This is a genomic window from Streptomyces avicenniae (assembly GCF_000719135.1).
GTDB classification, from domain to species: domain Bacteria; phylum Actinomycetota; class Actinomycetes; order Streptomycetales; family Streptomycetaceae; genus Streptomyces; species Streptomyces avicenniae.
Genome location: NZ_JOEK01000009.1, coordinates 177131 through 202139 on the forward strand (window position 1 = coordinate 177131; position 25009 = coordinate 202139).

The 25009-nt window shown below is 74.9% G+C and carries 21 protein-coding genes; 16 read left to right on the plus strand and 5 right to left on the minus strand.

Annotated features, from left to right (window positions below; translation table 11 throughout):
• Positions 1 to 22: 22 nt before the first annotated feature.
• From IF27_RS15840 to IF27_RS15850, 3 genes are all read right to left on the minus strand, one after another.
• Complete coding sequence (locus tag IF27_RS15840; RefSeq protein ID WP_052850236.1) at positions 23 to 796, minus strand: DeoR/GlpR family DNA-binding transcription regulator; 774 nt, start codon at positions 794 to 796, stop codon at positions 23 to 25.
• Between the two features lie 192 nt (positions 797 to 988).
• Positions 989 to 2074, minus strand: coding sequence for an NAD(P)-dependent alcohol dehydrogenase (locus IF27_RS15845; protein ID WP_052850237.1), 1086 nt, complete (start codon positions 2072 to 2074; stop codon positions 989 to 991).
• 33 nt (positions 2075 to 2107) lie between these two features.
• Positions 2108 to 2581 (minus strand): DUF4334 domain-containing protein, encoded by a 474-nt coding sequence (locus tag IF27_RS15850; RefSeq protein WP_052850238.1) that lies wholly within the window; start codon positions 2579 to 2581, stop codon positions 2108 to 2110.
• Positions 2582 to 2833: 252 nt separating this feature from the next.
• Between IF27_RS15850 and IF27_RS15855 the strand changes: the two genes are divergently transcribed.
• The 12 genes from IF27_RS15855 (at position 2834) to IF27_RS15910 (ending at position 15378) form a co-directional block, all read left to right on the plus strand.
• On the plus strand, positions 2834 to 3931 hold the full coding sequence (locus IF27_RS15855; protein WP_110945946.1) for a LacI family DNA-binding transcriptional regulator: 1098 nt from the start codon (positions 2834 to 2836) through the stop codon (positions 3929 to 3931).
• 7 nt (positions 3932 to 3938) lie between these two features.
• Positions 3939 to 4913, plus strand: a complete 975-nt coding sequence (locus tag IF27_RS15860; protein WP_052850239.1) for a carbohydrate ABC transporter permease — start codon at positions 3939 to 3941, stop codon at positions 4911 to 4913.
• Entirely contained in the window at positions 4910 to 5785 is an 876-nt protein-coding gene (locus IF27_RS15865) for a carbohydrate ABC transporter permease (RefSeq protein ID WP_052850240.1), read from the plus strand. The genes IF27_RS15860 and IF27_RS15865 overlap by 4 nt, the downstream gene beginning before the upstream one ends.
• A complete protein-coding gene (locus IF27_RS15870; RefSeq protein ID WP_052850241.1) occupies positions 5785 to 7116 on the plus strand; it encodes an ABC transporter substrate-binding protein in 1332 nt (443 codons plus the stop codon). The genes IF27_RS15865 and IF27_RS15870 overlap by 1 nt, the downstream gene beginning before the upstream one ends.
• Before the next feature lie 103 nt (positions 7117 to 7219).
• Positions 7220 to 8335, plus strand: coding sequence for an ADP-ribosylglycohydrolase family protein (locus IF27_RS15875; RefSeq protein WP_052850242.1), 1116 nt, complete (start codon positions 7220 to 7222; stop codon positions 8333 to 8335).
• An 11-nt stretch (positions 8336 to 8346) separates the two neighbouring features.
• Positions 8347 to 9537, plus strand: a complete 1191-nt coding sequence (locus IF27_RS15880; protein ID WP_052850645.1) for an ADP-ribosylglycohydrolase family protein — start codon at positions 8347 to 8349, stop codon at positions 9535 to 9537.
• The gene (locus IF27_RS15885; protein ID WP_052850243.1) at positions 9534 to 10706 is read left to right on the plus strand and encodes an ADP-ribosylglycohydrolase family protein; all 1173 of its coding nucleotides are present in this window, start codon (positions 9534 to 9536) and stop codon (positions 10704 to 10706) included. Before IF27_RS15880 ends, IF27_RS15885 begins: the two co-directional genes overlap by 4 nt.
• A 5-nt stretch (positions 10707 to 10711) precedes the next feature.
• A complete protein-coding gene (locus IF27_RS15890; RefSeq protein WP_052850646.1) occupies positions 10712 to 12085 on the plus strand; it encodes an ADP-ribosylglycohydrolase family protein in 1374 nt (457 codons plus the stop codon).
• Positions 12082 to 13014 (plus strand): ribokinase, encoded by a 933-nt coding sequence (gene rbsK, locus IF27_RS15895; protein ID WP_052850244.1) that lies wholly within the window; start codon positions 12082 to 12084, stop codon positions 13012 to 13014. Before IF27_RS15890 ends, rbsK begins: the two co-directional genes overlap by 4 nt.
• Entirely contained in the window at positions 13011 to 14204 is a 1194-nt protein-coding gene (locus IF27_RS15900) for a CaiB/BaiF CoA transferase family protein (protein ID WP_052850245.1), read from the plus strand. Before rbsK ends, IF27_RS15900 begins: the two co-directional genes overlap by 4 nt.
• Positions 14201 to 15070, plus strand: a complete 870-nt coding sequence (locus IF27_RS15905) for an HpcH/HpaI aldolase/citrate lyase family protein (protein ID WP_052850246.1) — start codon at positions 14201 to 14203, stop codon at positions 15068 to 15070. The genes IF27_RS15900 and IF27_RS15905 overlap by 4 nt, the downstream gene beginning before the upstream one ends.
• Positions 15071 to 15075: 5 nt before the next feature.
• On the plus strand, positions 15076 to 15378 hold the full coding sequence (locus tag IF27_RS15910) for a hypothetical protein (RefSeq protein ID WP_052850247.1): 303 nt from the start codon (positions 15076 to 15078) through the stop codon (positions 15376 to 15378).
• Positions 15379 to 15390: 12 nt separating this feature from the next.
• On the opposite strand, the gene IF27_RS15915 is transcribed toward IF27_RS15910, so the two are convergent.
• Positions 15391 to 16758: a geranylgeranyl reductase family protein gene (locus IF27_RS15915; RefSeq protein ID WP_110945947.1), complete on the minus strand. Its 1368-nt coding sequence runs from the start codon at positions 16756 to 16758 to the stop codon at positions 15391 to 15393.
• Positions 16759 to 16961: 203 nt separating this feature from the next.
• Positions 16962 to 17963 carry an aldo/keto reductase family protein gene (locus tag IF27_RS15920; protein WP_052850248.1) on the minus strand — a complete coding sequence of 334 codons (1002 nt, stop codon included), beginning with the start codon at positions 17961 to 17963 and terminating at the stop codon, positions 16962 to 16964.
• 282 nt (positions 17964 to 18245) lie between these two features.
• Here IF27_RS15920 and fdh point away from each other — a divergent pair, with 282 nt between their 5' ends.
• The 4 genes from fdh (at position 18246) to IF27_RS15940 (ending at position 24881) form a co-directional block, all read left to right on the plus strand.
• Complete coding sequence (gene fdh / locus IF27_RS15925; RefSeq protein ID WP_052850249.1) at positions 18246 to 21503, plus strand: formate dehydrogenase; 3258 nt, start codon at positions 18246 to 18248, stop codon at positions 21501 to 21503.
• A gap of 4 nt (positions 21504 to 21507) precedes the next feature.
• Positions 21508 to 22503: a 4Fe-4S dicluster domain-containing protein gene (locus IF27_RS15930; RefSeq protein ID WP_052850250.1), complete on the plus strand. Its 996-nt coding sequence runs from the start codon at positions 21508 to 21510 to the stop codon at positions 22501 to 22503.
• A gap of 49 nt (positions 22504 to 22552) precedes the next feature.
• Positions 22553 to 23653, plus strand: coding sequence for an NrfD/PsrC family molybdoenzyme membrane anchor subunit (gene nrfD, locus IF27_RS15935; RefSeq protein ID WP_052850251.1), 1101 nt, complete (start codon positions 22553 to 22555; stop codon positions 23651 to 23653).
• A gap of 79 nt (positions 23654 to 23732) precedes the next feature.
• Entirely contained in the window at positions 23733 to 24881 is a 1149-nt protein-coding gene (locus tag IF27_RS15940; RefSeq protein ID WP_052850252.1) for a glutathione-independent formaldehyde dehydrogenase, read from the plus strand.
• The last annotated feature ends 128 nt before the right edge of the window (positions 24882 to 25009 follow it).

Consider the following 25009-nt stretch of genomic DNA (forward strand, 5'->3'; position numbering starts at 1 on the left):
CCTCGGGGGAACGCGGGGCCGGTCAGGCGGTGAGGACGGAGCCGCCCGCGCGGTCGATGGCCGCGGTCAGCTCGGGGTCGCACGCCTGGTCGGTGATGACGCCGGTGCAGCCGCCGAGGTCGCAGATGCGGTGGGGCGCGATCCGCCCGTGCTTGCGGGAGTCGGCGAGGACGAACGTGCGGGCGGCGTGCGCGAGTATCACCCGTTTCGTGGCGATCTCGTCGTAGTAGAAGTCCGTCACCCCGGCGTCGGCCGCTATGCCGCCCGAGCCGACGAAGGCGAGGTCGGCGTGGAAGTCGCCGAAGAACCCGGCCGTCGTGGCGCCCGAGCAGACGAGGTCGCCCGCGCGGATGCGTCCGCCGGGGACGAAGACCTCGACGTCCTGGCGTCCGGCCAGCTCGCCCGCGACGAGCAGGGAGGGCGTGGCGACCTTGCCGCGGAAGTCGGCGGGCAGGGCCCGCGCCACCTCGACGGCGGTGGTGCCGACGTCGATCACCAGGGTCATGCCGGAGGTGACCAGCGCGGCGGCTGCCCGGCCGATGGCGACCTTCGCCTCGCGCTGGGCGAGGGAGCGCTCGGCGTACGGGGCCTCCTCGCCGGTCAGCTCCCGGGCGAGCGCCAGGGCGGCGGCGCCGCCGTGCACGCGGTTGAGCTGGCCGCGCCGCTCCAGCTGGGCCAGGTCGCGGCGGACGGTCTCGGCGGAGACGCCGAGCCCGGCGGCCAACTCCTCGGTGCTGAGGGTCCCGGCCTGGTTCACGGCCGCGGTGATACGGCGGTGGCGTTCCGCTGGCAGCATGCCGTCCTCGCTGACTGCAATCGTGGAAAGATGACTGAACTTAACCGGAAGTGTGGACCGCTGCCCGAAACACGTCAAGGGTCGATCCGTCGGCGAGCGGAAGAGTCACGGGAGAGACACGCTGGGTGAGCACTGCAGGGCACACGACGACGGCGGCGGGCCGGGAGAGTACCTATCGCCCCGCGCCGCGGGTCACCAGACGAGGACCGGCTTGACGACGGCGCCCGACCGGTGGTCGGCGACCGCGCGGTTGATCTCCTCGAACGGGTAGGCCGTCACCAGTTCCTCCACCGGGAAGCGCCCGCCCGCACGGAGCGCGAGGAGCCGGGGGATGAACCGCTCCGGCACCGCGTCGCCCTCGACGCAGCCGCGCACCGTCTTGCCGCCGACCATGATGTCCCGCAGGTCCACGGTCAGTTCGGCGTCGCCGAGGCCGACGACGACGAGCGTCCCGGTCGGCGCCAGGGCCTTCGCGGCGGCGGCCACGACGGACGGCACCCCGGTCGTGTCCAGGGCGTGCGTCGGCCCGCCGCCGGTGGCGTCCCTGACCGCGGCCACCAGGTCGGCGCCCGCCGGGTCCACGACCGCGCCCGCGCCGAGCCGCGCGGCCAGGGCGCGGCGCTCCGGGTGCACGTCCACCGCGACGGTCCCGCGCACCCCGGCGGCGTCGGCCGCGAGCAGCGCCGCGAGGCCGACCGCGCCGACCCCGTAGACCACCAGGCGGGAGGCGGGCCCGGGGCGCAGCACGTTGAGCACGGCGCCCGCGCCCGTCTGGAAGCCGCAGCCCAGCGGCGCCACCCGCGTCAGGTCGGTGTCGCGGCCGACGACGACGGCGTTGTCGGCGCTGGCCAGCGCGTGGGTCGCGAAGCTGGACTGGCCGAAGAACGACCCGGCCACCGGGACGCCGTCCTGCCACATCGTCGCCGAACCGTCCGCGCGGCGGCCCGAGTTGTTCAGCTGCGCGGTGCGCTCGCAGTAGGCGGTGCGCCCCTGGCGGCACAGCCCGCACGCGCGGCAGCTCCGGTAGCTGAGGACCACCCTGTCCCCCACGCGCACGCCCCGCACCGCGCCGCCGACCCGCTCCACGACTCCGGCGCCCTCATGGCCGAGGACGGCGGGTCCCACCGGGGCCGCCGCCTTCATCACCAGGTCGGTGTGGCAGAGCCCGGCGGCCGTGATCCGCACCAGGATCTCGTCGGGGCGCGGGTCGTCGAGGTCGAGGGCCTGAAGGACGAACGGCGCCCGGGGGGCGCGCGCGACCGCGGCGGTGATCCGCATGGCCAGTTCCTCCGCTGCGGGGGTGGGGGCGGGTCAGGCTCTCTCCAGGAGGAAGTAGAAGTGCCGCCCGTTGTGGAGGACGAGTTCGGCGTCGCCGTTCATGATCCCCATGAGGGTGACGTCGTCCACCCGTTTGAAGTGGTCGAGGACGGCCCGCCCGTCGTAGACCATGGCGGCCGTCACCTCGCCCCGGAACTCGACGTTCCACAGGCTGGCCTCGCCCCGTCCCAGCTCGACGTTGGAGAACAGTTCGCCGTTCTCGTCGTAACAGATGAGGGGTTTGGCGTCACTGAGAGAGTTGAACGATTTACCGTACCACCGGCAGCAGCGGAGCGTTCCGTTGAGGGCGTGGCCGGTCGCGAAGCCCTCGCCGCGCCAGCGGCCGAGGATGTCGGCGGCCGGGACGGGGTCGAGGCCCGACCATATCCGGTCCAGTTCGTCGCTCGACACCCCCTCCCGGAGCGCGCGGAGTTGCTGGAAACGGTTCCTGGCGTCGAAACGGTTCATCCGTGTCCCTTCCCGGGCGGTGCGGGACCGCCCCCGGGGGATGTCTTCCCGGCCTGAACACCCCGCGCAGCGTCCTTCGCCGGGCTGACGGGGCGTCACCCCGGACGCGCGCCGTCAACATTCCGTGGGTGAACCCCTTGACGAGAGGGACATATGGTCGCACCATCTGTAAACGATTCCAGTCGCTGAAAACGTTTACAGCGATCCACGCATGACGGGCGAACCACCCGAACCAGCCGAGGAGAAGTCGGGATGCCGAACAGCGGGCAGCACGGCGGCCAGCCGACCATCGTGTCGATAGCCGCCCACGCGGGCGTGTCCATCGCCTCGGTCTCCCGCGTGCTGAACGGCCAGGGCGCCCGCCGCGACACCACCGAGCGGGTGCGCCGCGCCGCCGCGGAACTCGGCTACGTGCCGAACGCCGTGGCCCGTTCCCTCAAGGGCGGCAGGACGCGGCAGCTCACCTTCGCCATGCCGGACATCGGCAACCCCGTCTACGTCGCGATGGTCCGCGCCATCCAGTCCGTGACCAAACAGGCGGGCTACCGGCTGCTGCTGCACTCGACCGAGGCGGTCGCCGAGGACGAACTCGCCGTCCTGCGCAGCCTGCGCGACCGCACCAGCGACGGCCTGATCCTCGTCCCGATCCGCATCACCGACGAGCACCTGCGCGCGCTGGAGAACGCGGCGGGCCCCGTCGTCGTCATCGGCTCGCTGCCGCCGGGCACCCCGGTGGACAGCGTGCGCGCCGACTCGGTGGCGGGCGCGGCGGGCGCCGTGCGCCACCTGTACCGCACCGGACGGCGCCGCATCGCGTTCGTCAACGGCCCGGCCGACACCGTGCCGGGCGCCAACCGCGCCGAGGGCTACCGCGCCGCCCTCGCCGAGTGCGGCCTGCCGTACGACGAACGCCTCGTCGCGCACACCGAGTTCGGCATCGCCGAGGGCACGGCCGCGGCCGAGTCGCTGCTCGCCGCGCGCCCCGACGCGCTGTTCTGCGCCAACGACCAGCTGGCGCTGGGCGCGTCCCACGCGCTGCTCTCGCGCGGCCTGCGCATCCCGGCCGACATCGCCGTCGCCGGGATGGACGACAGCAGCCTCGCCCGCGCCGCCTGGCCCCCGCTGACCAGCGTGGACCTCGGCTCGTCCGAACGCGGCCGACGCGCCGCCGAACTGCTCCTCGACCGGCTCGACGGCGGCGCGCCCCCGCCGCCGGAGCCCCGCACCACGACCGCGCCGCCGCGGCTCGTCGTCCGCGCGTCCACCGCGCCGCCGGACGCCCCACTCCCACCGCACGTCCCCCCGTCCCCCGACCCCACCTCCCCGTCACCCACCGATCCCCGAGCATGAGGTGCGCATGAGTCTCACCGCCCCCCGGGCCGACGCCGCCCCGGGCAGCCGCGGCGCCCCGCCCCCGAGAACCCCGGCCCAGCGCAGACGCGCCCTGGGCCTGGACCGAGGAGCATGGTTCCTGCTCCTCCCCGCGCTCATACCGATCCTGATCCTGAGCGTCGTGCCGCTGCTGTACGGCATATCCCTCGCCTTCACCGACTCCCAGTCAGGGCGCACCGAGTCCACCCAGTTCGTGGGCCTCGCGAACTTCGCCGACCTGCGGTTCGACAGCCTGTTCTGGGACTCCTTCCGCATCGGCCTCGTCTGGGCCGTCTGCGTCACGACCCTCCAGATCGTCCTGGGCCTCGGCCTCGCGCTGCTGCTCGACCAGCGCCTGCGCTTCCGCTGGCTGGCCAGGACCCTCGCGCTCGTGCCGTGGGCGATGCCCGAGGTCGTGGTCGGCATCATGTGGCGCCTCGTCTACCACCAGGACGCGGGCGTGCTCAACAAGACGCTGGGCGACCTCGGCCTGCTGGGCCTGTTCGGCAACGGCGACAACGTGGACTGGCTCACCGACCTGGCGCTCGCGCTGCCCGCCGTCATCGTCGTCGGCGTCTGGGCGGGCATGCCGCAGACCACCGTCGTCCTGCTCGCCGGGCTCCAGAACGTGCCGCACGAGCTGCGGGAGGCCGCCGCGATCGACGGCGCCGGGATCTGGCGGCGCTTCACCAGCGTCACCTGGCCCGCGCTGCGCCCGGTCGTGCTCGCCATCACCGCGCTCAACTTCATCTGGAACTTCAACTCCTTCGGCCTGGTGTACGTACTCACCCAGGGCGGCCCCGCCGGGGAGACGCGGCTGCCGAGCCTCTTCGTCTACGAGGAGGCGTTCACCTACGGCCAGTTCGGCTACGCGGCGGCCATGGGCCTCGTCCTGGTCGGCGTCATGGCGGTGCTGCTCACCGTCTTCCTGCGCAACCGTCTCAAGGAGGAGACCCCGTGAGCGCCGTCACTCCCGCCACGCGGCGGCCGAGAGGCCGTACGCTCCGGGCCGCCGCGGGCCGCACCGGACAGTACGCGGCCCTGCTGTGCTACCTCGCCTTCCTCGCCTTCCCCCTCCTGTGGCTGATCTCGACGTCGTTCAAGTCGCCGCAGGAGCTGGGCTCGATCGACCCGACGTGGATCCCGCGCGAGCCGTCGTTCGACAACTACCGGGCGGCCTTCGACGCCCAGCCGCTGCTGCGCTCGGCGCTGAACAGCCTGCTGGTCGCGGGCAGTGCGGCGCTGATCGCCGTCGCCATCGCCGTCCCGGCCGCGTACGTCATGGTCCGCAACCGCTCGCGCGTCACCCGGGCGGGCACGGGCTGGGTGCTGATCAGCCAGATGTTCCCGTTCGTGCTGATCATCATCCCGCTGTTCCTGGTGCTGCGGAACCTGCACCTCATCGACTCGCTGCCCGGCCTCGTCATGGTCTACGTCGTGTGGAACCTGCCGTTCTCGCTGTGGATGCTGCGCGGGTTCGTCAAGGCCGTGCCGCTCTCCCTGGAGGAGGCCGCCGCCGTGGACGGCGCCAGCCGCCTGCGCACGCTGGGCTCCGTCGTCCTGCCGCTGCTGGTGCCGGGCGTGGTGGCGACGCTGATGTTCTCGTTCGTCACGGCCTGGAACGAGTTCTTCTTCGCCCTGGTCCTGCTCAAGTCACCGGAGAACCAGACGATGTCCGTGATCCTGACCCACTTCATCGGTGCCGAGGGCGCCGCGGACCTCGGGCCGCTGGCCGCCGCCGCCGTCCTCGCCACGCTGCCGAGCCTCCTGCTGTTCTCGCTGCTCCAGCGGCGGCTGGCGGGCGGCATGATCGCCGGGGCGGTGAAGGGCTGATGCGCGCCACGAGGAACCGGCTGCGGTCACGCGCCGCGGCCTGCGCCGCCGTCCTGTCCCTCGTCACGCTGGCCGCCTGCGGCTCGGGCGACGGCGGCGGGGACGGCACCGTCACCCTCGACTACCTGAGCCTCGCCTGGCAGCAGGAGTCCGTCGAGGCCAACCAGGCGCTGGTGGACGAGTGGAACGCCGCCAACCCGGACGTGCAGGTGCGCTACGTCCAGGGCTCCTGGGACAACGTCCACGACCAGCTCCTCACCTCCTTCATGGGCGGCGAGGCGCCGGACATCATCCACAACGACGCCTCCGACCTCACCGACTTCGCCTACGGCGGCTACCTCGCCGACCTCACGGACCTGCTCCCCGACGCGCTGCGCGCCGACATCCCCGAGGAGTCGTGGGGGACGACGACGTTCGACGGCGGGATCTACGGCGTCCCGTTCCTCCAGGAGCCGCGCGTCCTGATCGCCAACACGCAGCTGCTTGAGGCGTCGGGCGTCCGCGTGCCGACCGCCGAGGACCCCTGGACCTGGGACGAGTTCGAGGACGTCACGCGCACCCTCACCCAGGACGGCGACGGGGACGGCCGCACCGACACGTACGGCGTCGCCTGGTCGATGCGCGAGCCCGTCAGCCAGTCGGTCAACCTCTCGCTGTCCACCGGCGGCCGGATCTTCCACAGCGACGACGACGGGAAGAACGAGATCCGCTTCGGCGCCGACGACTCCGCCGTCGCCGAGCTGATCAACCGGCAGGTGAACGAGGAGGGCACCGCGCCCAGCAGCAGCCTCGGCATGTCGGGCTCCGACACGCTGCCCGGGTTCTTCGCGGGCCGCTACGCGATGCTGCCGCTGAACTTCTCGTTCCGCCAGCAGGTCTCGCAGCAGGCACCCGACGGCTTCGACTGGACCGTCCTGCCGATGCCGTCCGGCGGCGGCCCCGAGGGGCTCGTGCAGGGCGTCGCGCCGCAGACGCTGTCGGTCGCGGAGGACAGCGACCACCAGCAGGCAGCCGCCGACTTCATCGCCTTCCTCACCCAGGCCGACCACGCCGTCGAACTGGCGCAGGGCGACTGGATGCTGCCGACGAGCCGCACGGCCCTGACCGACCCGTCGCTCACCACGGACGAGCTGGGCTGGAGCACCGGGGTCGCCGTCGCGCAGTACCTGCGGCCCTCGCCCGTCCTCGGGGTGCGGGGCTACCCGGAGTGGAAGGACAAGATCGCCACCCCCGCGTTCCAGCGCTACTACGACGGCGGCTCGGGGCTCGGCGACCTGCGCGAACAGCTCACCGACGACGGCAATCGCATCCTCGACCGGTATCAGCGCTGATGATGACAGCACGGCGCAGACCATGACGAAACGGCCGGTGCCCGCCCGCGGGCACCGGCCACGACCCGCACCCGCATCACCGAGCAGTGAGCACGGAAGGCACATGAGCGTCAGCCTCGACAGCCTGTCGGTCTCCCCCGACCCGTCCCCCCACCCCGCGCCACGCGGCGCCCCGCAGCCTGGGCCCGCCACCGGCGACGCACCGCCCACGGGCGCGGAACGCGCCCGCGGCGCCCTCCTCGGCCTGGCCGTGGGCGACGCGCTCGGCGCGCCCGCCGAGAACATGAAACCCTCCCAGATCCGCGCCCGCTGGGGCCGTATCGAGGGCTACGTCTCCGACGACCCGGCCGGGACCGACGACACCGAGTACGCCATCTTCTCCGCCCTGCTGCTCACCGAGCACGGCGCCGGGCTGACCGTGGCGCACGTCGAGGCGGCATGGCACGCCTGGATCGCCGACCGCGACGAGGGCCCGTTCCACGGCGCGGGCTTCAGCGAGCGCGGCACGCTGGAGAACCTGCGGCGCGGCCTCGCCGCCCCCATCTCCGCGCAGCACCGGCACGCCTGGAGCGACGGGCTGGCGATGCGCGCGGCGCCCTTCGGGGTGTACGCGGCGGGCCGCCCCGCCGAGGCGGCGCGGCTGGTCGCCATCGACGGCACGGTCTCGCACGACGGCGAGGGCATCTACGGCGGCCGGGCCGTGGCCGCCGGGGTGGCCGCCGCGATGGTGACGGACGACGCGGAGGAGGTCGTGCGCACGGCCCTGTCGGTCGTGCCCGAGGACTCCTGGACGGCCCGCTCGCTGCACCGCGCGGTGGACGCCGCGCGGCGGGCGCGGCGCGACCCGCTGGCGACCGAGGTGACGATGGAGCGGACCGTGCGCTCCGCGACGGTCATCGGCGGCTACCCCTGGACGGACCTGGCGCCCGAGGCGGTCGGGCTGGCGTTCGGCGCGTTCACCGCCGCGCGCGGCACGTTCGCGCCCGCCGTGCGGATGGCCGTGAACATGGGGCGTGACGCGGACACGACGGCCGCCGTCGCCGGGGCCCTGGCCGGGGCGCTGCGCGGCGAGCGGGCCGTACCGGCCGCGTGGGCGCGGAAGATCGGCCCGGTGCGCGGGAGTTGCCTGCCGTCGATGGCGGGGCGGCACGTCCTGGAGGTCGCCGACCTGCTGTACGCGGCCGGGCCCGCCCTGGCCGCCGAGGGGGTGACGGTGTGACCGCCGAGGCGATGACGGGTGCCGTGCCCGCCGGGCGTGTGCCGGACGACGTGCGGCGCGTCGAGGGGCTGCTGCTCGGGCTGGCCGCGGGTGACGCGGCGGGCTGGCCCTCGGGCCGTCACCGGGCGGCGCGGCTGCCGGAGTGGACGCGGCGGCTGACCCGTGAGCTGGACACCTTCGCCGAGCAGAACGCGACGACGACGCTGCCCGTGCCCATAGCGCTGAACCAGCCGCCGGAGCCGCTGCGGCTCGGCCCGTCCGACGACGCCGAGTGGGCCGCGTTCACCGCGCTGGCCGTCCTGTCGGCGGCGGCGGACGGCAGGCGGCCCGACGACGCGGGGGTGCGCGCCGCGCTGGCGGGCGCCTGGCAGGGGCTGGCCGACGAGGTGGCCGCCGCGACCGACCGTGCGGACGAGGTCGAGTCGGCGCAGATCCCGATGCGCGCCCGGATCTCGGTGCGCGCCGGGCTCGGCAACCTGGCGGCCGGTCTGCTGCCCCCGGCGACCGGGCACGACAACCCGCACTACTTCGACGACGCGGCCTGCGTCCGGGCGACCGTGCTGGCCACCGTCCATCCCGGCGCCCCCGAGGCCGCCGCCGACCTGGCCGAGTTCGACGCCCGCTACACCCAGGACGGCGACGGGGTGCACGGCGCGCGGGCCATGGCCGCGGCGATCGCGGCGGCGCTCGGCGGCACGCCGGTGGACGAGTGCGTGGACGCGGCGCTGCGGCAGCTGCCCGAGGGCACGGAGATCCGGCGCAACGCGCTGCGGGCCGTGGGCCTGGGCCGCTCGGCCGTCGCGGCGCGCCCGGGGCAGCCGGGGAACGCGTTCGCGCTGGTCCCGGTGCTTGAGCACGAGATCGTGGACCACGTCTACAGCTACGGCATCGCCGCCGCCGAGACCGTGCCGGTGGCGCTCGCCGTGGCGACGGCGGCGGCCGGTGCGGTGACCGAGGCCGTGCCGAGCGCGGCCTGTCTCTCGCGCGTCGCCGACTCGGCGCCCGCCCTCGCGGGCGCGCTGACCGGCGCGCTGGGCGGCGCGGAGGCGCTGCCCGCCACCTGGCGTGACAGCTGCCGCGTCCTGGCGGGCTGCGCGCTCCCCTCCCTGGCCGGCGCCGACCTGGTCGAGCTGGCCGGGCGGCTGACCCGTACCCGCTTCCTGTCCCCCCTCTCGGACCGTTCGGAAGGACATCCCGCATGACCACGACGAGCACGACGACCACCCCCGTGCTGTCCCTGGAGTCCCGTGTCACCGGCGCCCTGCTGGGCGCGGCCGTGGGCGACGCGCTGGGCGGCGCGGTCGAGGGCTGGAGCCCCGAGGCGATCGCGGAGCGGCACGGCGGCCGGGTGCGCGGCATCGTCGAGCCGTTCCACCGCGACGAGTGGCGGACGGCCCGCCCGATCGCGCCCTACCACAAGGGCGACGGGCACGTCACGGACGACACGTTGATGACGCACGCGCTGGTCCGCGTCTACGAGAAGGTGCGCGACCACCTGGACGCGTACGCCGTGGCCGACCACCTGGTGCCCGACCTGATCGGCACGCCGCGCTGGATTCCCGAGCTGGGCGCCGAGGCGCTGCCGCTCCAGCGGATCTTCCTGGCGGAGAAGTGGATCGTGGCCCGCATCCACTACGGGCACGTGGACCCGCGCGAGGCGGGCGTCGGCAACATCGTCAACTGCGGCGCGGCCATGTACATGGCGCCGGTCGGGCTGGTGAACGCGGGCAACCCGGCGGGCGCGTACGCGGAGGCGCTGGACGTCGCGGGCGCGCACCAGTCGAGCTACGGCCGGGAGGCGGCCGGGGTGTTCGCGGCGGCCGTCGCGGCGGCCTGCCGTCCCGGCGCGACGCCGGAGTCCGTGGTCGCGGAGGCGCTGGCGCTGGCCAAGGACGGGACGCGCGCGGCCATCGAGGCGGTCGCGGCGGCTGCCTCGGGCCACGACGGGTTCGAGTCGGCGCTCGCGCCGCTGCGGGCGGCGGTGGCGCCGTTCGACACGGTCGGTCCCGAGTACCGGGCGCCGTCGCTGGGGGCGCGCCGCCCGTCGCGGCTGCACGCCATCGAGGAGCTGCCGGTGGCGCTCGGCATGCTGCTGGTCGGCGGCGGCGACTTCCGCGAGACCGTGCTCGGCTCGGTGAACTACGGCCGTGACTGCGACTCGATCGCGACGATGAGCGGCGCCCTGGTCGGCGCGCTGCGCGGCGAGGACGCGGTGCCCGCGGAGTGGAGCGAGGAGATCGCGCGCGCCAGCCGCCTCGACCTGCGCGCCCCGGCCGGGGCGCTCGCGGCGGTGGCCCGTGAGGTGTTCGCGCTGGACACCAGGCGGCGCCGGGAGCACGAGACGCTGTTCCACGCGATCGCGGGGCTGTGAGCGCCGTGACCGACGAGATCCGCCTGACCTGGGTGCAGCCCGAGGACCTGGTGGGCCACGAGCTGCGCCAGGCGGCGCAGGACGGCCGGGACACGGCCGGGATCGAACGGCGCTGGCGCGCGGCGGGCGGCCCGCCCGCGCCGGAGCGCGCCGGGGCGTCGCCAGGCCCCGGCGATCCGGCGCTGCGCTCGCTCGCGGAGCGGCTGCTCGACGAACTGGTGCTGCTGCCCTCGCCGCTGGCCGCCGAGGAGCCCGGCGGCCTGGACGCGATCCGCGCCGCCTGCCCCGACTGGCCCGCGCCGCCCCCGGCGCCCGCCGGGCCCGCCGCCCTCGACCGGCTGCACGCGGGCTGGCTGGGCCGGGCGGTCGGCTGCGTCCTCGGCAAACCGGTGGAGAAGCTGCCGCTCGACGGGATCAGGGCCATCGGCCGCGCGACGGGCAACTGGCCGGTCCGCACCTGGTTCACGGCCGAGGGCCTGCCCGCCGACGTCGCCGCCGCCCACCCCTGGAACCGCAGGTCGCGCGCCACGTCGCTGGCCGAGACCCTCGACGGCTGCCCGGAGGACGACGACCTCAACTACCCGCTGCTCGGCCTGCTGCTCCTGCGCCGCCACGGCCGGGACTTCACCACGGCCGACGTCGCGCGGCTGTGGCTGGACGAGCTGCCGGCCGGGCGGACGTTCACGGCGGAGCGGGTCGCGTACCGCAACCTGCTGGCGGGCGTCGAACCGCCGGACACCGCGACGTACCGCAATCCGTTCCGCGAGTGGATCGGCGCCGTGATCCGCGCCGACGTCTTCGGCTGGACGCACCCGGGCGACCCGGGCACGGCCGCCGAACTCGCCTTCCGGGAAGCCGCGTTGACGCACACGGCGAACGGCGTGTACGGCGCGATGTTCGCCGCGGCGGCCGTCGCGGCGGCGGCGGGCGGCGGGACGGACGTGCACGGCTGCCTGCGGGCCGGGCTCTCCGTCGTGCCGCCGCGCTCGCGGCTGGCGGAGGCCGTCCGCTTCGGGATCGAGGCGGCCCGCGCGGCGGGCGGCGGTGACTTCGACACCGTCGTGGACCAGCTGCACGCCCGCTACGGCGGCCACCACTGGGTGCACGTCCTGCCGAACGCGGCGCTGCTGGCCGCCGCGCTCACCCACGCGGACGGCGACTTCTCGGCGTCCGTCTGCCGCGCGGTGTCCGGCGGCTGGGACACCGACTCGAACGGCGCGACCGCCGGATCGGTCGCCGGGCTGCTCGCCGGGACGCCCGCCGCGCTCGGCGCGCACTGGACCGCGCCGCTGAAGAACCGGCTGGCGACGAGCGTCGGCGGCTTCGACGGCATCGGCTTCGACGACCTGGCGGCCCTCACCAGGGAGGTGTCCGCATGACCCCGTCCATCGCCGTGCTCGGCTCCTGCAACATGGACCTGGTCGCCTACGTGCCCACGGCGCCGCGCCGCGGGGAGACGGTGACCGGCACCGCGTTCCGCACCGTGCCGGGCGGCAAGGGCATGAACCAGGCGATCGCCGCCGCGCGCGCGGGCGGCGCCGTCCGCATGGTCGGCGCGGTCGGCGACGACGGCTTCGGCGCCGGGCTGCGCGCGGCGCTCACCGGCGCCGGTGTGGACGCAGCGGGCCTGCGGACCGTGCCGGGCGCGAGCGGCACGGCGCACATCGTCGTGGACGACGACGGCGGCAACGCCATCGTCGTCGTGCCGGGCGCCAATGCGTCCGTGACCGCCCTCACCCCCGCCGACGAGGCGCTGATCGCGGGCGCCGACACCCTCCTCCTCCAGCTCGAACTGCCCCTCGAAGGCGTCCTGTCGGGGGCGCGGGCGGCGCGCGCCCACGGCGTGCGGACCGTCCTCACCCCGGCGCCCGCCCGCCCACTGCCCGACGAACTGCTGCGCCTGGTCGATCTGCTGGTGCCCAACGAGCACGAGGCCGAGACGCTGACCGGCCACGCCGACCCGCGCCGCGCCGCCGAGGCGCTGCTCGCGCTCGTGCCCGAGGTCGTCGTGACCCTCGGCGAGGCGGGCAGCCTGTACGCCGCGCGCGGCGCGGCGCCGGTCACCGTCCCCGCCGTGCCGGTGCGCGCGGTGGACTCGACGGCGGCGGGCGACACCTTCACCGGCGCGCTCGCCGTGGCGTCGGGCGAGGGCAGGCCGATGCCGGACGCGCTGGCCTGGGCGGCAGCGGCTGCGGCGCTGTCGGTCGGCCGCGCCGGGGCGTCCTCGTCCATGCCGGAGCGCGCCGAGATCGACGCGTTCCACGCCGCCGCGCACCGTCAGGAAGTGGAAGGAAGGACCGTCCGATGACCCGTCCCTCGCCCCTGGAGGGCCTGCGCGTCCTCGACCTGGCGACGCTGTTCGCCGGTCCGCTGGCCGCGACGATGCTCGGCGACTTCGGCGCCGAGGTGATCAAGGTGGAGCACCCGCGCCGCCCCGACCCCTCGCGCGGCCACGGGCCGAGCAAGGACGGCGTCGGCCTGTGGTGGAAGGTGCTCGGCCGCAACAAGCGGACCATCACCCTGGACCTGTCCACGCCTGGCGGCCGTGACGTGCTGCTGCGACTCGCCGCCGGGGCCGACGTCGTGATCGAGAACTTCAGGCCTGGCACGCTGGAGCGCTGGGGCCTGGGCTGGCCCGAGCTGTCGGCCGCCAACCCGCGCCTCGTGCTGGCACGCGTCACCGGCTTCGGGCAGTTCGGCCCCTCGGCGCGGCGCCCCGGGTTCGGCACGCTGGCCGAGGCGATGAGCGGCTTCGCGGCGGTGACGGGCGAGCCGGAAGGGCCGCCGACGCTGCCGCCGTTCGGGCTCGCCGACTCGATCGCCGCGCTGTCCACCGCCTACGCGGTCATGACGGCGCTGGCCGGGCGCGACCGTACCGGCGAGGGCCAGGTCGTGGACATGGCGATCATCGAGCCGATGCTGTCCGTCCTCGGGCCGCAGGCGACGTGGTACGACCAGCTCGGCTACGTCCAGCCGCGCACGGGCAACCGCTCCACCAACAACGCGCCGCGCAACACCTACCGCACGGCCGACGGCTCGTGGGTCGCCGTCTCCACCTCGGCGCAGTCCATCGCGGAGCGCGTGATGCGGCTGGTGGGCCGCCCCGAGGTGATCGGCGAGGAGTGGTTCGCGACCGGCGCGGGCCGCGCCCGGCACGCCGACGAGCTGGACGAGGCGGTCGCCGCCTGGATCGCCCGGCACGACCGCGCGGAGGTGCTGGCCGCGTTCGAGAAGGCCGAGGCGGCGATCGCCCCGGTCTACGACATCAGGGACGCCATGCAGGACGAGCAGTACAGGGCGCTCGGGACGTTCACCACCGTCGAGGACGAGGAACTGGGCCAGGTCACCATGCAGAACGTGCTCTTCCGCCTCTCCGCCACCCCCGGCGGCGTCAAGTGGGCGGGCCGCCCGCACGGCGCGGACACCGAGGCCGTGCTCACCGGCCTCGGGCTCAGCGGCGAGGACATCGGGCGGCTGCGCGACGAGGGCGCACTGTGAGCGGCCAGGCGGGCGGCGCCGCGCAGGGCGGCGTCCTCGCGCCGCAGGACGTGTACCTGACGTGGCTGTACGTGCCGGGCGATCGGCCGGAGACCGTCGCGAAGGCGCTGCGCTCCGGCGCGGACGTGGTGCTGGTCGATCTGGAGGACGCGGTGGCCGCCGGGCGCAAGCGGTACGCGCTGGACGCCACCGCCGAGCTGCTGGCGGACCGTCACGAGGTGCCGGTGCACGTCCGGGTGAACGCGCTCGACGGGCCGCTCGCGCCGGGCGAGGTGCGGCGGCTCGCGCCGCTGCCGGGCCTGGGCGCGCTGCGGCTGCCGAAGGTGAACGGCCCGGCGGACATCGCCCGCGTCGCCGCCTGGGCCGCCGGCCCCCCGGCGCTGTACGCGCTGCTGGAGAGCGCGCTCGGCGTCGAGCAGGCGTACGCGGTGGCCACGGCGCACCCGGCGGTGGCGGGCGTGGCGCTGGGCGAGGCCGACCTGCGCGCCGACCTCGGCGTGCGGGACGACGGCGGGCTCGCCTGGTCCCGCGGCCGGGTCGTCGTCGCGGCGCGCGCGGCGGGCCTGGCGCCCCCGCCGCAGTCGGTGTACCCGGACGTGCGGGACACGGCGGGCCTCGCCAGGTCGTGCGCGGAGGGGCGCGCCCTCGGCTTCCTCGGCCGGACGGCGATCCACCCCCGCCAACTCCCTGTGATCCGCGAGGCGTTCCTCCCCTCGGACGCGGAGGTGTCGGCGGCGGCGGAGATCGTAAGGGCGGCGGCGACGGACGCGGGCGCGCTCGCGCTGCCCGACGGCCGCTTCGTGGACCCGGCCATCGTCGCCGGGGCGCACCGCACCCTCGCCCTGGCACGCCACGGGACGCGCTGAACCGCGTGGCGCGGACGGGCCGCCCTTCCGTAAGGTCGGGCGCCCGCCTCCCCGCCGCGTCCGACGACGCCGCCTTCCTGGCGGAGATCCTGCTGACGGCGTTCACCTGGGACGCCCCCGGCCGCTTCACGCCCGAGGCGATCGCCCTCGGCGGCGCACTGCTGGACGCGCTGGTCGCGCGCGCCGTGGCGGACGGCAACGCGGCCGTCCGCCTGTACGCGGCACGCGGTTTCCGTACGGTCGGCCGCAGCGGTGACGCGGACACCATGCTGCTGCGCCTGGACGGCGCCGCGCCTTCCCGGGACTGAGCGGCGCCGGGTTCAGCGCCTTCGCGCGCGGGCCACCGGCGCCGGGCGGCGTGGGGCCCGCGCGGGGACGGCGCGCACCAGCGTCGTGAGGACGCGGTCCACGGCGTCGCCGCCCCGGTCGTCGGTGAGGTTGGTCAGCAGCCGGATCATCGCCCGCATCGCGGTGGGCGACCTGAGCACCCGGCCGCTGACGAACGAGGCGGCGGCCGGGCGGGTCAGCAGCGCTGCCCACGCCGTGCCGAGCCGGTGGTAGCGGCCGGTGCGGTCGTGGATCTCCCGCGGGTAGCGGTGCAGGACGCGCTCGCGCCAGGCCGCGTCGGGGCGTGCCAGGGCGTCGCCGATGATCTCGGCGGCCACCTCGCCCGACTCCATCGCGTACGGGATGCCCTCGCCGCTCCACGGGCTGACCATGCCGCCCGAGTCGCCGACGAGGACGAGGCCGCGCGTGTAGTGGGGCCTGCGGTTGTGGCCCATGGGGAGCGCCGCGCTGCGCACCTCGCCCTCGGCGTTCGCCTCGTCGCGCAGCCCCCACGCGGCGGGGGTGGTGGACAGCCAGGTGTCGAGGAGGCGGCGCAGGTCGCCGCCCTCGGCGCCCCGCGTGCTGACCAGGCCGAGACCGGCGTTGACGCGCCCGTCTCCCATCGGGAAGACCCAGCCGTAGCCGGGCAGGGCGGGGCCGCCGGGGCGGGCGCGCAGCTCCGACCAGACGTCGAGGTACGGGTCGGCGTGCCGGGCGGGGCTGCGGTAGTAGCGGCGGACGGCGGTGGCCATGGGGCGGGCGGGGTCGCGATCGACGCCGAGGGCGACGGCGAGCCGGGCGGAGACGCCGTCCGCGGCGACGACGACAGGCGCCGCGCAGGTGACCGGCCGCTTCTCCTTGCCGACGACGGCCTCCACGCCCCGCACGCGCCCGGCGCGGTCCACGACGGGGGCCGTGACGCGCGCGCCGGTCCACAGCCGGGCACCGGCGTGGACGGCCTGGCGGGCGAGGAGGTCGTCGAAGTCGTGGCGGCTGCGGGTCAGTCCGTAGCCGGGGAAGCGGCTGCTCTCGGGCCAGTCCACCTCAAGACTGTCGTGGGCGGAGTAGAAGCGGACGCCCCGGTTCCGGTGCCAGCCCTCGGCCGCGGTGTCGATGCCCATGCGCAGGAGCTGCCGGACGGCGCGCGGCGTGAGGCCGTCGCCGCAGACCTTCTCGCGGGGGAAGTCGGACTTCTCCAGGAGGAGCACGTCGAGGCCCTGCCGGGCGAGGTGGTAGGCGGCGGACGATCCGGCCGGGCCCGCGCCGACGACGATCACGTCGGCGTCCTGGCCGCCCGACGGCGCGGGGCCCTGGTCGGGCGGGACGGGGGCGGTGACTGCGGGGGGCGTCGTGTCGGTCACGGTCGCGGTCCTTTCTTACGGTGAGCACCGTGTGTGGGGGTACCGCCGGGTGCGGGCACCGGCCACCGGGCGCGGGAAGGAGCGCGGCGGCCCGGTACAGACTGGGACAAGATACCCGCCGGGCCTGCGGGCAACCGGACGACGACACAGCAAAGCGGCGGCCGACGCGGAGGTCCGCGTCGGCCGCCGTGGCCCCGGGGCGATCAGCGCTTCGGAGGCGTGTTCTTGTGGACCTGGATCGGGTCGGTCACGGCGACGGGCGCCGTGATCTCGTCGATGCGGGCCAGGAGGTCCGCGTCCAGCTTCACCCCGGCCGCCTTGGCGTTCTCGCCGACCTGCTCGGGACGGGAGGCGCCGACGATGGCCGCGGAGACGTTCGGGTTCTGCAGGACCCAGGCGACCGCGAGCTGGGCGAGGCTGAGACCGGCCTCGTCGGCGAGCGGGCGCAGCTTCTGCACGGCCTCCAGCACGTCGTCGTTCAGGAAGCGGCTGATCATGTTCGCGCCGCCCTTCTCGTCGGTGGCGCGCGACCCGGCGGGCGGCTGCTGGCCCGGCAGGTACTTGCCGGTCAGCACGCCCTGCGCGATCGGCGACCAGACGATCTGGCCGAGGCCCAGCTCCTCGCTGGTGGGGATGACGTCCTGCTCGATGATGCGCCAGAGCATGGAGTACTGCGGCTGGCTGGAGACGAGCGGGACGCGCAGCTCACGGGCGAGGCCGTGGGCGGCGCGGATCTGGTCGGCCGTCCACTCGGAGACGCCGATGTAGTGGGCCTTGCCCGAGTGCACGATGTCGGCGAAGGCCGACATCGTCTCCTCAAGCGGCGTGGACTGGTCGAACCGGTGGGCCTGGTAGAGGTCCACGTAGTCGGTCTGGAGGCGGCGCAGGGAGGCGTTGATCGACTCCATGATGTGCTTGCGGGACAGGCCGCGGTCGTTCGGTCCTGGGCCGGTCGGCCAGTAGACCTTGGTGAAGATCTCCAGGCCCTCGCGGCGCTCGCCCTTCAGGGCGCGGCCGAGCACCGACTCGGCACGGGTCGCGGCGTAGACGTCGGCCGTGTCGAACGTGGTGATACCGGCGTCGAGGGCGGCGCGGACGCACGCGGTGGCGGCCTCCTCCTCCACCTGCGAGCCGTGGGTGAGCCAGTTTCCGTAGGCGATCTCACTGATGAAAAGGCCGCTGCGGCCGAGAAGACGGTGTTCCATGAACGCTCAACCTACTCCCCCGAACGGGCGACCGTGCAGGTGGGCGGCCGGGAGGGAAGGGACGCCCGGGCCCGCGCCCCGCGTCCGCGTGGGGGTTCGTGGGCGAACGTGTCGTTTCGCGGGGGGAGTTCGGGCGGGGGCGTCCGGCCAGGGCGCCGCCGGGGGCCCGCCGGGTGAATCATCGCCCGGCAGCCGCGCCGATCGGGTGCTTGTTTCCCTTTTCTCCATAAAGATGCCGAATCGGGGGAACCGGCGATCAGGCAACCGAGCGGAAGGACACCCATGGGCGTGCGGACCTGGATCCAGGACTGGCCCGTGTATCGGCAGCTGACCGGACAGGACCCGCTCGGGCGCGGCGCCGCCGCGATGTCGCGCCGCACGGCGGGCCTCACGGCGCGCACGGAGACGGCCGACCGCGTCGTGGACTCGATCTGTCCGTTCTGCGCCGTGGGCTGCGGGCAGAAGGTGTACGTCAAGGACGAGCGGGTCGTGCAGGTGGAGGGCGACCCGGCCTCGCCCGTGAGCCGGGGGCGGCTGTGCCCCAAAGGGTCGGCGACGCTCCAGCTGGTCACCGGCGGCGCGCGGCGCCACCAGGTCCTGTACCGCCGCCCGCACGGCACCGCGTGGGAGCCGCTCGACCTGGAGACGGCGATGGACATGGTCGCCGACCGCGTCGTGGCCACCCGGCGGGCGACCTGGCAGTGGGATCACGAGGGCGCGCGGGTGGCCCGGACGATGGGCATCGCGTCCCTGGGCGGCGCGGTCCTCGACAACGAGGAGAACTACCTCCTCAAGAAGCTGTTCACCGGGCTCGGCGTCGTGCAGGTCGAGAACCAGGCGCGGATCTGCCACAGCGCCACGGTCGCCGGGCTCGGCACGTCGTTCGGCCGGGGCGGCGCGACGACGTTCATGCAGGACCTCCAGAACTCCGACTGCATCGTGATCCAGGGCTCGAACTACGCGGAGGCCCATCCGGTCGGCTTCCAGTGGGTGATGGAGGCGAAGGCGCGCGGCGCGACGATCGTCCACGTCGATCCGCGTTTCACGCGCACCAGCGCGCTCGCCGACCTGCACGTCCCGATCCGGGCGGGCAGCGACATCGCGTTCCTCGGCGGCCTGATCCACCACGTGCTCGCCGAGGGGAAGGACTTCAGGCCGTACGTCCTCGCGTACACGAACGCGGCGAGCCTCGTCTCCGAGGACTTCCGCGACACCGAGGACCTGTCCGGCGTCTTCTCGGGGCTGGACGAGGAGCGGCGGCACTACGACCCGGCGAGCTGGGCGTACGAGGGCGCCGACGTCGCCTCGCCCACCGGCTCGCAGGAGGCGCAGCCGGTCCCCGGCCGGGGCAGCGTGGCCGTCGAGCACCAGGCGGGCGGCGCGGAGTCGCACGGCTCCGGCGGCCAGGACGTACCGCCCCACCCCGCCAGGGACGAGACGCTGACGCACCCGCGCTGCGTCTACCAGGTGCTCAAGCGGCACTACGCGCGCTACACGCCCGAGATGGTCGAGCGGGTGTGCGGCGTGCCGCGCGCGACGTTCGCGAAGGTCTGCGACGCGCTGACGTCGAACTCGGGCCCTGAGCGCACCAGCGCGTTCTGCTACGCCGTGGGCTGGACGCAGCACACCGTCGGCGCCCAGTACATCCGCGCGGCGAGCATCCTCCAGTTGCTGCTGGGGAACATCGGGCGGCCGGGCGGAGGCATCCAGGCGCTGCGCGGCCACGCCAGCATCCAGGGGTCGAGCGACATCCCGACGCTGTTCAACCTGCTGCCCGGCTACATCCCGATGCCGCACGCCCCCGCCCACACGGACCTCGGCACGTTCGTCGAGGCCGTCCGCACGCACAAGGGGTTCTGGGCGGAGATGCGCGCCTACGTCGTCAGCCTCCTGAAGGCGTACTACGGCGACGCGGCGACGGCGGACAACGACTTCTGCTTCGACCACCTCCCGCGCATCACCGGCTCGCACAGCACGTACGACACCGTCCTCGCCCAGCTCGACGGCGCCTGCAAGGGCTACTTCCTCCTCGGCGAGAACCCGGCGGTCGGCTCGGCCAACGCCCGGCTGCAACGGCTCGGCATGGCGAACCTCGACTGGCTGGTGGTGCGGGACTTCTCGCTGATCGAGTCGGCGACGTGGTGGCGCGACGGCCCGGAGATCGAGAGCGGCGAGCTGCGCACCGAGGACGTCGCCACCGAGATCTTCTTCTTCCCGGCCGCCGCGCACACCGAGAAGTCCGGCTCGTTCACCAACACGAACCGCTGGCTCCAGTGGCACCACGCGGCGGTCGAGCCGCCGGGCGACGCGCGCAGCGAGCTGTGGTTCGCGCACCACCTCCAGCGGCGGATCAGGGAGCGGCTGGCCGCCTCGGACGACCCGGCCGACCGCCTGTTCCTCGACCTCGCCTGGGACTACCCGGAGGTCGGGCCGCACGCCGAGCCGGACGCCGAGGCCGTCCTCGCCGAGATCAACGGGCACGGCCCGGACGGCGCGCCGCTGTCCGCGTACACCGAGCTGCGCGGCGACGGCTCGACGGCCTGCGGCTGCTGGATCTACTGCGGCGTCCGCGCGGACGGCGTGAACCAGGCGGCGCGCCGCACACCGCACACCGAGCAGGACTGGGTGGCCGCCGAGTGGGCGTGGGCGTGGCCGCTGAACCGCCGGGTGCTGTACAACCGGGCGTCCGCCGCGCCGGACGGCTCGCCGTGGAGCGAGCGCAAGGCGTTCGTGTGGTGGGACGGGGAGGCGGGCCGGTGGACCGGGCACGACGTGCCGGACTTCGTGGCCGACCTGCCGCCCGGCTTCGTCCCGCCCGACGACGCGCGCGGCGTCGCGGCGCTGCGCGGCGACGACCCGTTCGTCATGCAGGGCGACGGGAAGGGCTGGCTGTACGCGCCCGCGGGGCTCGCGGACGGGCCGCTGCCGACGCACTACGAGCCGCAGGACTCGCCGTTCGGCAACGCGCTCTACCCGGAGCACCCCCGCTCGCCGGTACGGCTGCTCTTCCCGCACGAGGGCAACAGGTACCACCCCTCGGGCAGCGAGCGGGGCCGCGCCGTCTTCCCCTACGTCGTGACGACGTATCGGCTCACGGAGCACTTCACGGCGGGCGGCATGACGCGCACGCTGCCCTATCTCGCCGAGCTGCAGCCGGAGTTCTTCTGCGAGGTGTCGCCCGAGCTGGCCGCCGAGCGGGGCCTGGACCACACCGGCTGGGCCACCGTCGTCACGGCGCGCGGCGCGATCGAGGCGCGCGTGCTGGTGACGACGCGGATGGCGCCGCTGCGCGCGGACGGCCGCACCGTGCACCAGATCGGCCTGCCCTACCACTGGGGGCCGAACGGCCTCACGCGCGGCGACGCGGCGAACGAGCTGTCGGCCATCGTCCTGGACCCGAACGTGCACATCCAGGAGGTCAAGGCCCTGTCGGCCGACATCAGGCCGGGCCGCCGCCCCCGGGGCCCGGCGCTGCGGGAGCTGGTGGCGGACTACCGGCGGCGCGCCGGGAGCGACGAGCGCACGGGACTGGAGGTCTGAGGCGATGACGAGCCAGGTGGACGGGGAAGGCCGCGCGCGGCGGCTGCTGTCGGGCCAGGAACCGGACGTGGCGGCCGACGCCGGGCACGTCGGGGCGCCGCCCCGCGTGGGGTTCTTCACGGACACGTCCGTGTGCATCGGCTGCAAGGCGTGCGAGGTGGCGTGCAAGGAGTGGAACGCCGTGCCGGAGGACGGCCTGCTCCTCACCGGCATGAGCTACGACAACACGGGCGCGCTGGGCGCCTCGACGTGGCGGCACGTCGCGTTCATCGAGCAGAACAAGCCGCTGGGCGGCCAGGAGGCGCACCTCGACCACTCGGGGATCGACGTGCTGGCGCTGGCCGCGCAGGGCTCGGGGACGCCGGTGGCGGAGGCCGCCGTCAGCCCGACGACGCCGGGCCCGCCTTCGCCCGAGGGGCGCACGGAGCTGCGCTGGCTGATGGCGTCCGACGTGTGCAAGCACTGCACGCACGCGGCGTGCCTCGACGTGTGCCCGACCGGCGCGCTGTTCCGCACGGAGTTCGGCACGGTCGTGGTGCAGGAGGACGTGTGCAACGGCTGCGGGTACTGCGTGCCCGCCTGCCCGTACGGGGTGATCGAGCAGCGGCCGGGCGACGGCCGCGCCTGGAAGTGCACGATGTGCTACGACCGGCTGGGCGCGGGCGCCGAGCCCGCCTGCGCGAAGGCGTGCCCGACCGAGTCGATCCAGTTCGGCCCGCTGGACGAGCTGCGGGAGCGCGCCGCGGCGCGCGTCGAGCGGCTGCGGGAGACGGGCGTGCCGGACGCGCGGCTGTACGGCGCTGACCCGTCGGACGGCGTCGGGGGCGACGGCGCGTTCTTCCTGCTGCTGGACGAGCCCGAGGTGTACGGCCTGCCACCCGACCCGGTCGTCACGACGCGCGACCTGCCGCGGATGTGGCGGCACGCGGGCGTGGCCGCGCTGGCGCTGCTCGGCGGGCTCGCGGGGACGTTCGCGGGGCGGCGGGGACACGGCAGGTGACCCCGCGCGGCGGGCACGGCCAGCACGACGACCACGGGACGGAGACACGGTGAGCGAGGCACGGGTGACGCGCGAGGGCCTGGCCGGTGAACGGCCGGGCCGCGACGCGCTGTTCGGCAACGGCATGGACGGCGAAGGCGCGCGGCGGCGGCGCGGGCGCGGGAGACGCGGCGGCGAGCGACGGCTCGTGCCCGACGCGGAGTTCACGTCCTACTACGGGCGCCCGGTGATCAAGGCGCCGTCCTGGGCGGCCACCGACATCGCGGGCTACCTGTTCCTCGGCGGGCTCGCGGGCGCGGGCTCCGTGCTGGCGGCCGGGGCCGACCTGAGCGGGCGGCGGCGCACGGCGCGGGCGATGAAGCTCAGCTCGCTGGGCGCGGTGTCGCTGTCGGCCGTCGCGCTGATCCACGACCTGGGGCGGCCCGAGCGGTTCGTGAACATGCTGCGGGTGGTCAAGCCGACGTCGCCGATGAACATGGGGTCGTGGCTGCTGGCGGTGTACGGGCCGCTGGCGGGCGCCGCCGCCGCGTCCGACGTGACGGGGCTGCTGCCCCGTGCGGGCCGCGCGGCGGCCTGCGGCGCGGCGCTGACGGGCCCGGCGGTGGCCGCGTACACGGGCGTGCTGCTCGCCGACACGGCGGTGCCCGCCTGGCACGAGGGGCACCGGGAGCTGCCGTACCTGTTCACGGCGTCGGCCGCCACCGCCGCTGCCGGGATGGCGCTGCTGGCCGGGCCGCGCGCGGAGAACGGCCCGGCGCGGCGGGCGGCCGTGCTGGGCGCGGCGGGGGAACTGCTGATGACGCGGCTGCTGCGGCGGCGCGTCGGCGTGGTCGCCGAGACGTACGCGGCCGGGCGCGCCGGTCGGCTGCTGCGGGCCGCCGAGGGGCTGGCGGCGGCGGGCGCGGCCGGGGCGGCGCTGCTGGGCGGCAGGAGCAGGACGGCCGCTGCGGCGAGCGGCGCGGCGCTGCTGGCGGCGTCGGCGTGCACGCGCTTCGGGATCTTCCACGCGGGCGTGGCGTCGGCGCGCGACCCGAGGTACACGGTGCTGCCGCAGCGCGAACGGCTGGCGGCGCGGACGGAGGAGGCCCGCCGGGTGGCCGCCCTGGGAGACGGACCTTACGATGACACGAGTGGCGTAATCGCGACATAGGCCGCATAACGCACAGGCGCCACCAGTCAGCGCAGCAGCCCAGCCCGTGTACCCGTCACGGACGTCCCGGGAGGTAGCAGTGAAGGCGGTTGTTTACCACGAGCCCTATTCGGTGGCGGTCGAAGAGGTCGCGGACGCCAGGATCGAGGCGCCCACCGACGTCGTCATCAAGATCACCACGACCGCCATCTGCGGCTCGGACCTGCACATGTACGAGGGCAGGACGGGCGCCGAGTCCGGGATCGTCTTCGGCCACGAGAACATGGGCGTGGTCGAGGAGGTCGGCCCCGGCGTCGTCAGCGTGAAGAAGGGCGACCGCGTCGTCCTGCCGTTCAACGTCGCCTGCGGCTTCTGCAAGAACTGCCTGGCGCACAAGACGGGGTTCTGCCTCACCGTGAACAGCGGCTTCGCGGGCGGCGCCTACGGCTACGTGTCGATGGGCCCCTACCGCGGCGGGCAGGCGGAGTACCTGCGGGTGCCGTTCGCCGACTTCAACTGCCTCCAGCTGCCCAAGGGCACCGAGCACGAGGACGACTTCGCGCTGCTGGCCGACATCTTCCCCACCGGCTACCACGCCACCGAGCTGGCCGGGGTCGAGCCGGGCGACTCGGTCACGGTCTTCGGCGCGGGCCCGGTCGGGCTGATGGCCGCCTACTCGGCGTTCCTCCGGGGCGCCTCGCGCGTCTTCGTCGTGGACCGGCAGCCCGACCGGCTGCGCCTCGCGGAGCAGATCGGCGCCACGCCCATCGACTTCACCGCGGGCGACACGGCCGAGCAGATCAAGGACCGCACCAACGGCGACGGCACGGACAAGGGCATCGACGCGGTCGGCTACCAGGCCACCGTGGGCGAGGGCGAGGAGCAGCCCGCCATCATCCTCAACTCGCTGGTGGACTGCGTCCGCGCGACCGGCGCGATCGGCGTCGTCGGGCTGTACGTGCCCTCCGACCCCGGCGGCCCGACCGAGGCGGCGCAGCACGGCCAGCTCGTGTTCAGCATGGGCCGCTTCTTCGAGAAGGGCCTGCGGATGGGCACAGGACAGGCCAACGTCAAGTCGTACAACCGGCAGCTGCGCGACCTGATCGTCGCCGGGCGCGCGACGCCCAGCTTCGTCGTCTCGCACCGGCTGCCGCTCGACCAGGCGCCGATGGCGTACGACCGGTTCGACAAGCGGACCGACGGCTGGACCAAGGTGCTGCTGAAGCCGTCGATGGACGGGAACGGCTGAGCCGGGGCGGGGCCTGAACGGGGAGTGGGAGGAGGACGGGCGGGGGCCGCGCGCACGAGGCGGCCCCCGCCCGTCACGCCCGTTCCGCGCCAGGGGGCGGCACGACGGGCGCCGCGTATCCTGGCGCG

What these genes read in the sequence shown, in the direction of transcription:
- fdh (WP_052850249.1), top strand. Translation starts at nt 18,246, where the DNA reads ATGGGCGTGCGGACCTGGATCCAGGACTGGCCCGTGTATCGGCAGCTG.
- IF27_RS15870 (WP_052850241.1), top strand. Translation starts at nt 5,785, where the DNA reads ATGCGCGCCACGAGGAACCGGCTGCGGTCACGCGCCGCGGCCTGCGCC.
- IF27_RS15920 (WP_052850248.1), bottom strand. Translation starts at nt 17,963, where the DNA reads ATGGAACACCGTCTTCTCGGCCGCAGCGGCCTTTTCATCAGTGAGATC.
- IF27_RS15880 (WP_052850645.1), top strand. Translation starts at nt 8,347, where the DNA reads ATGACGGGTGCCGTGCCCGCCGGGCGTGTGCCGGACGACGTGCGGCGC.
- IF27_RS15900 (WP_052850245.1), top strand. Translation starts at nt 13,011, where the DNA reads ATGACCCGTCCCTCGCCCCTGGAGGGCCTGCGCGTCCTCGACCTGGCG.
- IF27_RS15885 (WP_052850243.1), top strand. Translation starts at nt 9,534, where the DNA reads ATGACCACGACGAGCACGACGACCACCCCCGTGCTGTCCCTGGAGTCC.
- IF27_RS15855 (WP_110945946.1), top strand. Translation starts at nt 2,834, where the DNA reads ATGCCGAACAGCGGGCAGCACGGCGGCCAGCCGACCATCGTGTCGATA.
- IF27_RS15930 (WP_052850250.1), top strand. Translation starts at nt 21,508, where the DNA reads ATGACGAGCCAGGTGGACGGGGAAGGCCGCGCGCGGCGGCTGCTGTCG.
- IF27_RS15860 (WP_052850239.1), top strand. Translation starts at nt 3,939, where the DNA reads ATGAGTCTCACCGCCCCCCGGGCCGACGCCGCCCCGGGCAGCCGCGGC.
- IF27_RS15850 (WP_052850238.1), bottom strand. Translation starts at nt 2,581, where the DNA reads ATGAACCGTTTCGACGCCAGGAACCGTTTCCAGCAACTCCGCGCGCTC.
- IF27_RS15845 (WP_052850237.1), bottom strand. Translation starts at nt 2,074, where the DNA reads ATGCGGATCACCGCCGCGGTCGCGCGCGCCCCCCGGGCGCCGTTCGTC.
- IF27_RS15875 (WP_052850242.1), top strand. Translation starts at nt 7,220, where the DNA reads ATGAGCGTCAGCCTCGACAGCCTGTCGGTCTCCCCCGACCCGTCCCCC.
- rbsK (WP_052850244.1), top strand. Translation starts at nt 12,082, where the DNA reads ATGACCCCGTCCATCGCCGTGCTCGGCTCCTGCAACATGGACCTGGTC.
- IF27_RS15840 (WP_052850236.1), bottom strand. Translation starts at nt 796, where the DNA reads ATGCTGCCAGCGGAACGCCACCGCCGTATCACCGCGGCCGTGAACCAG.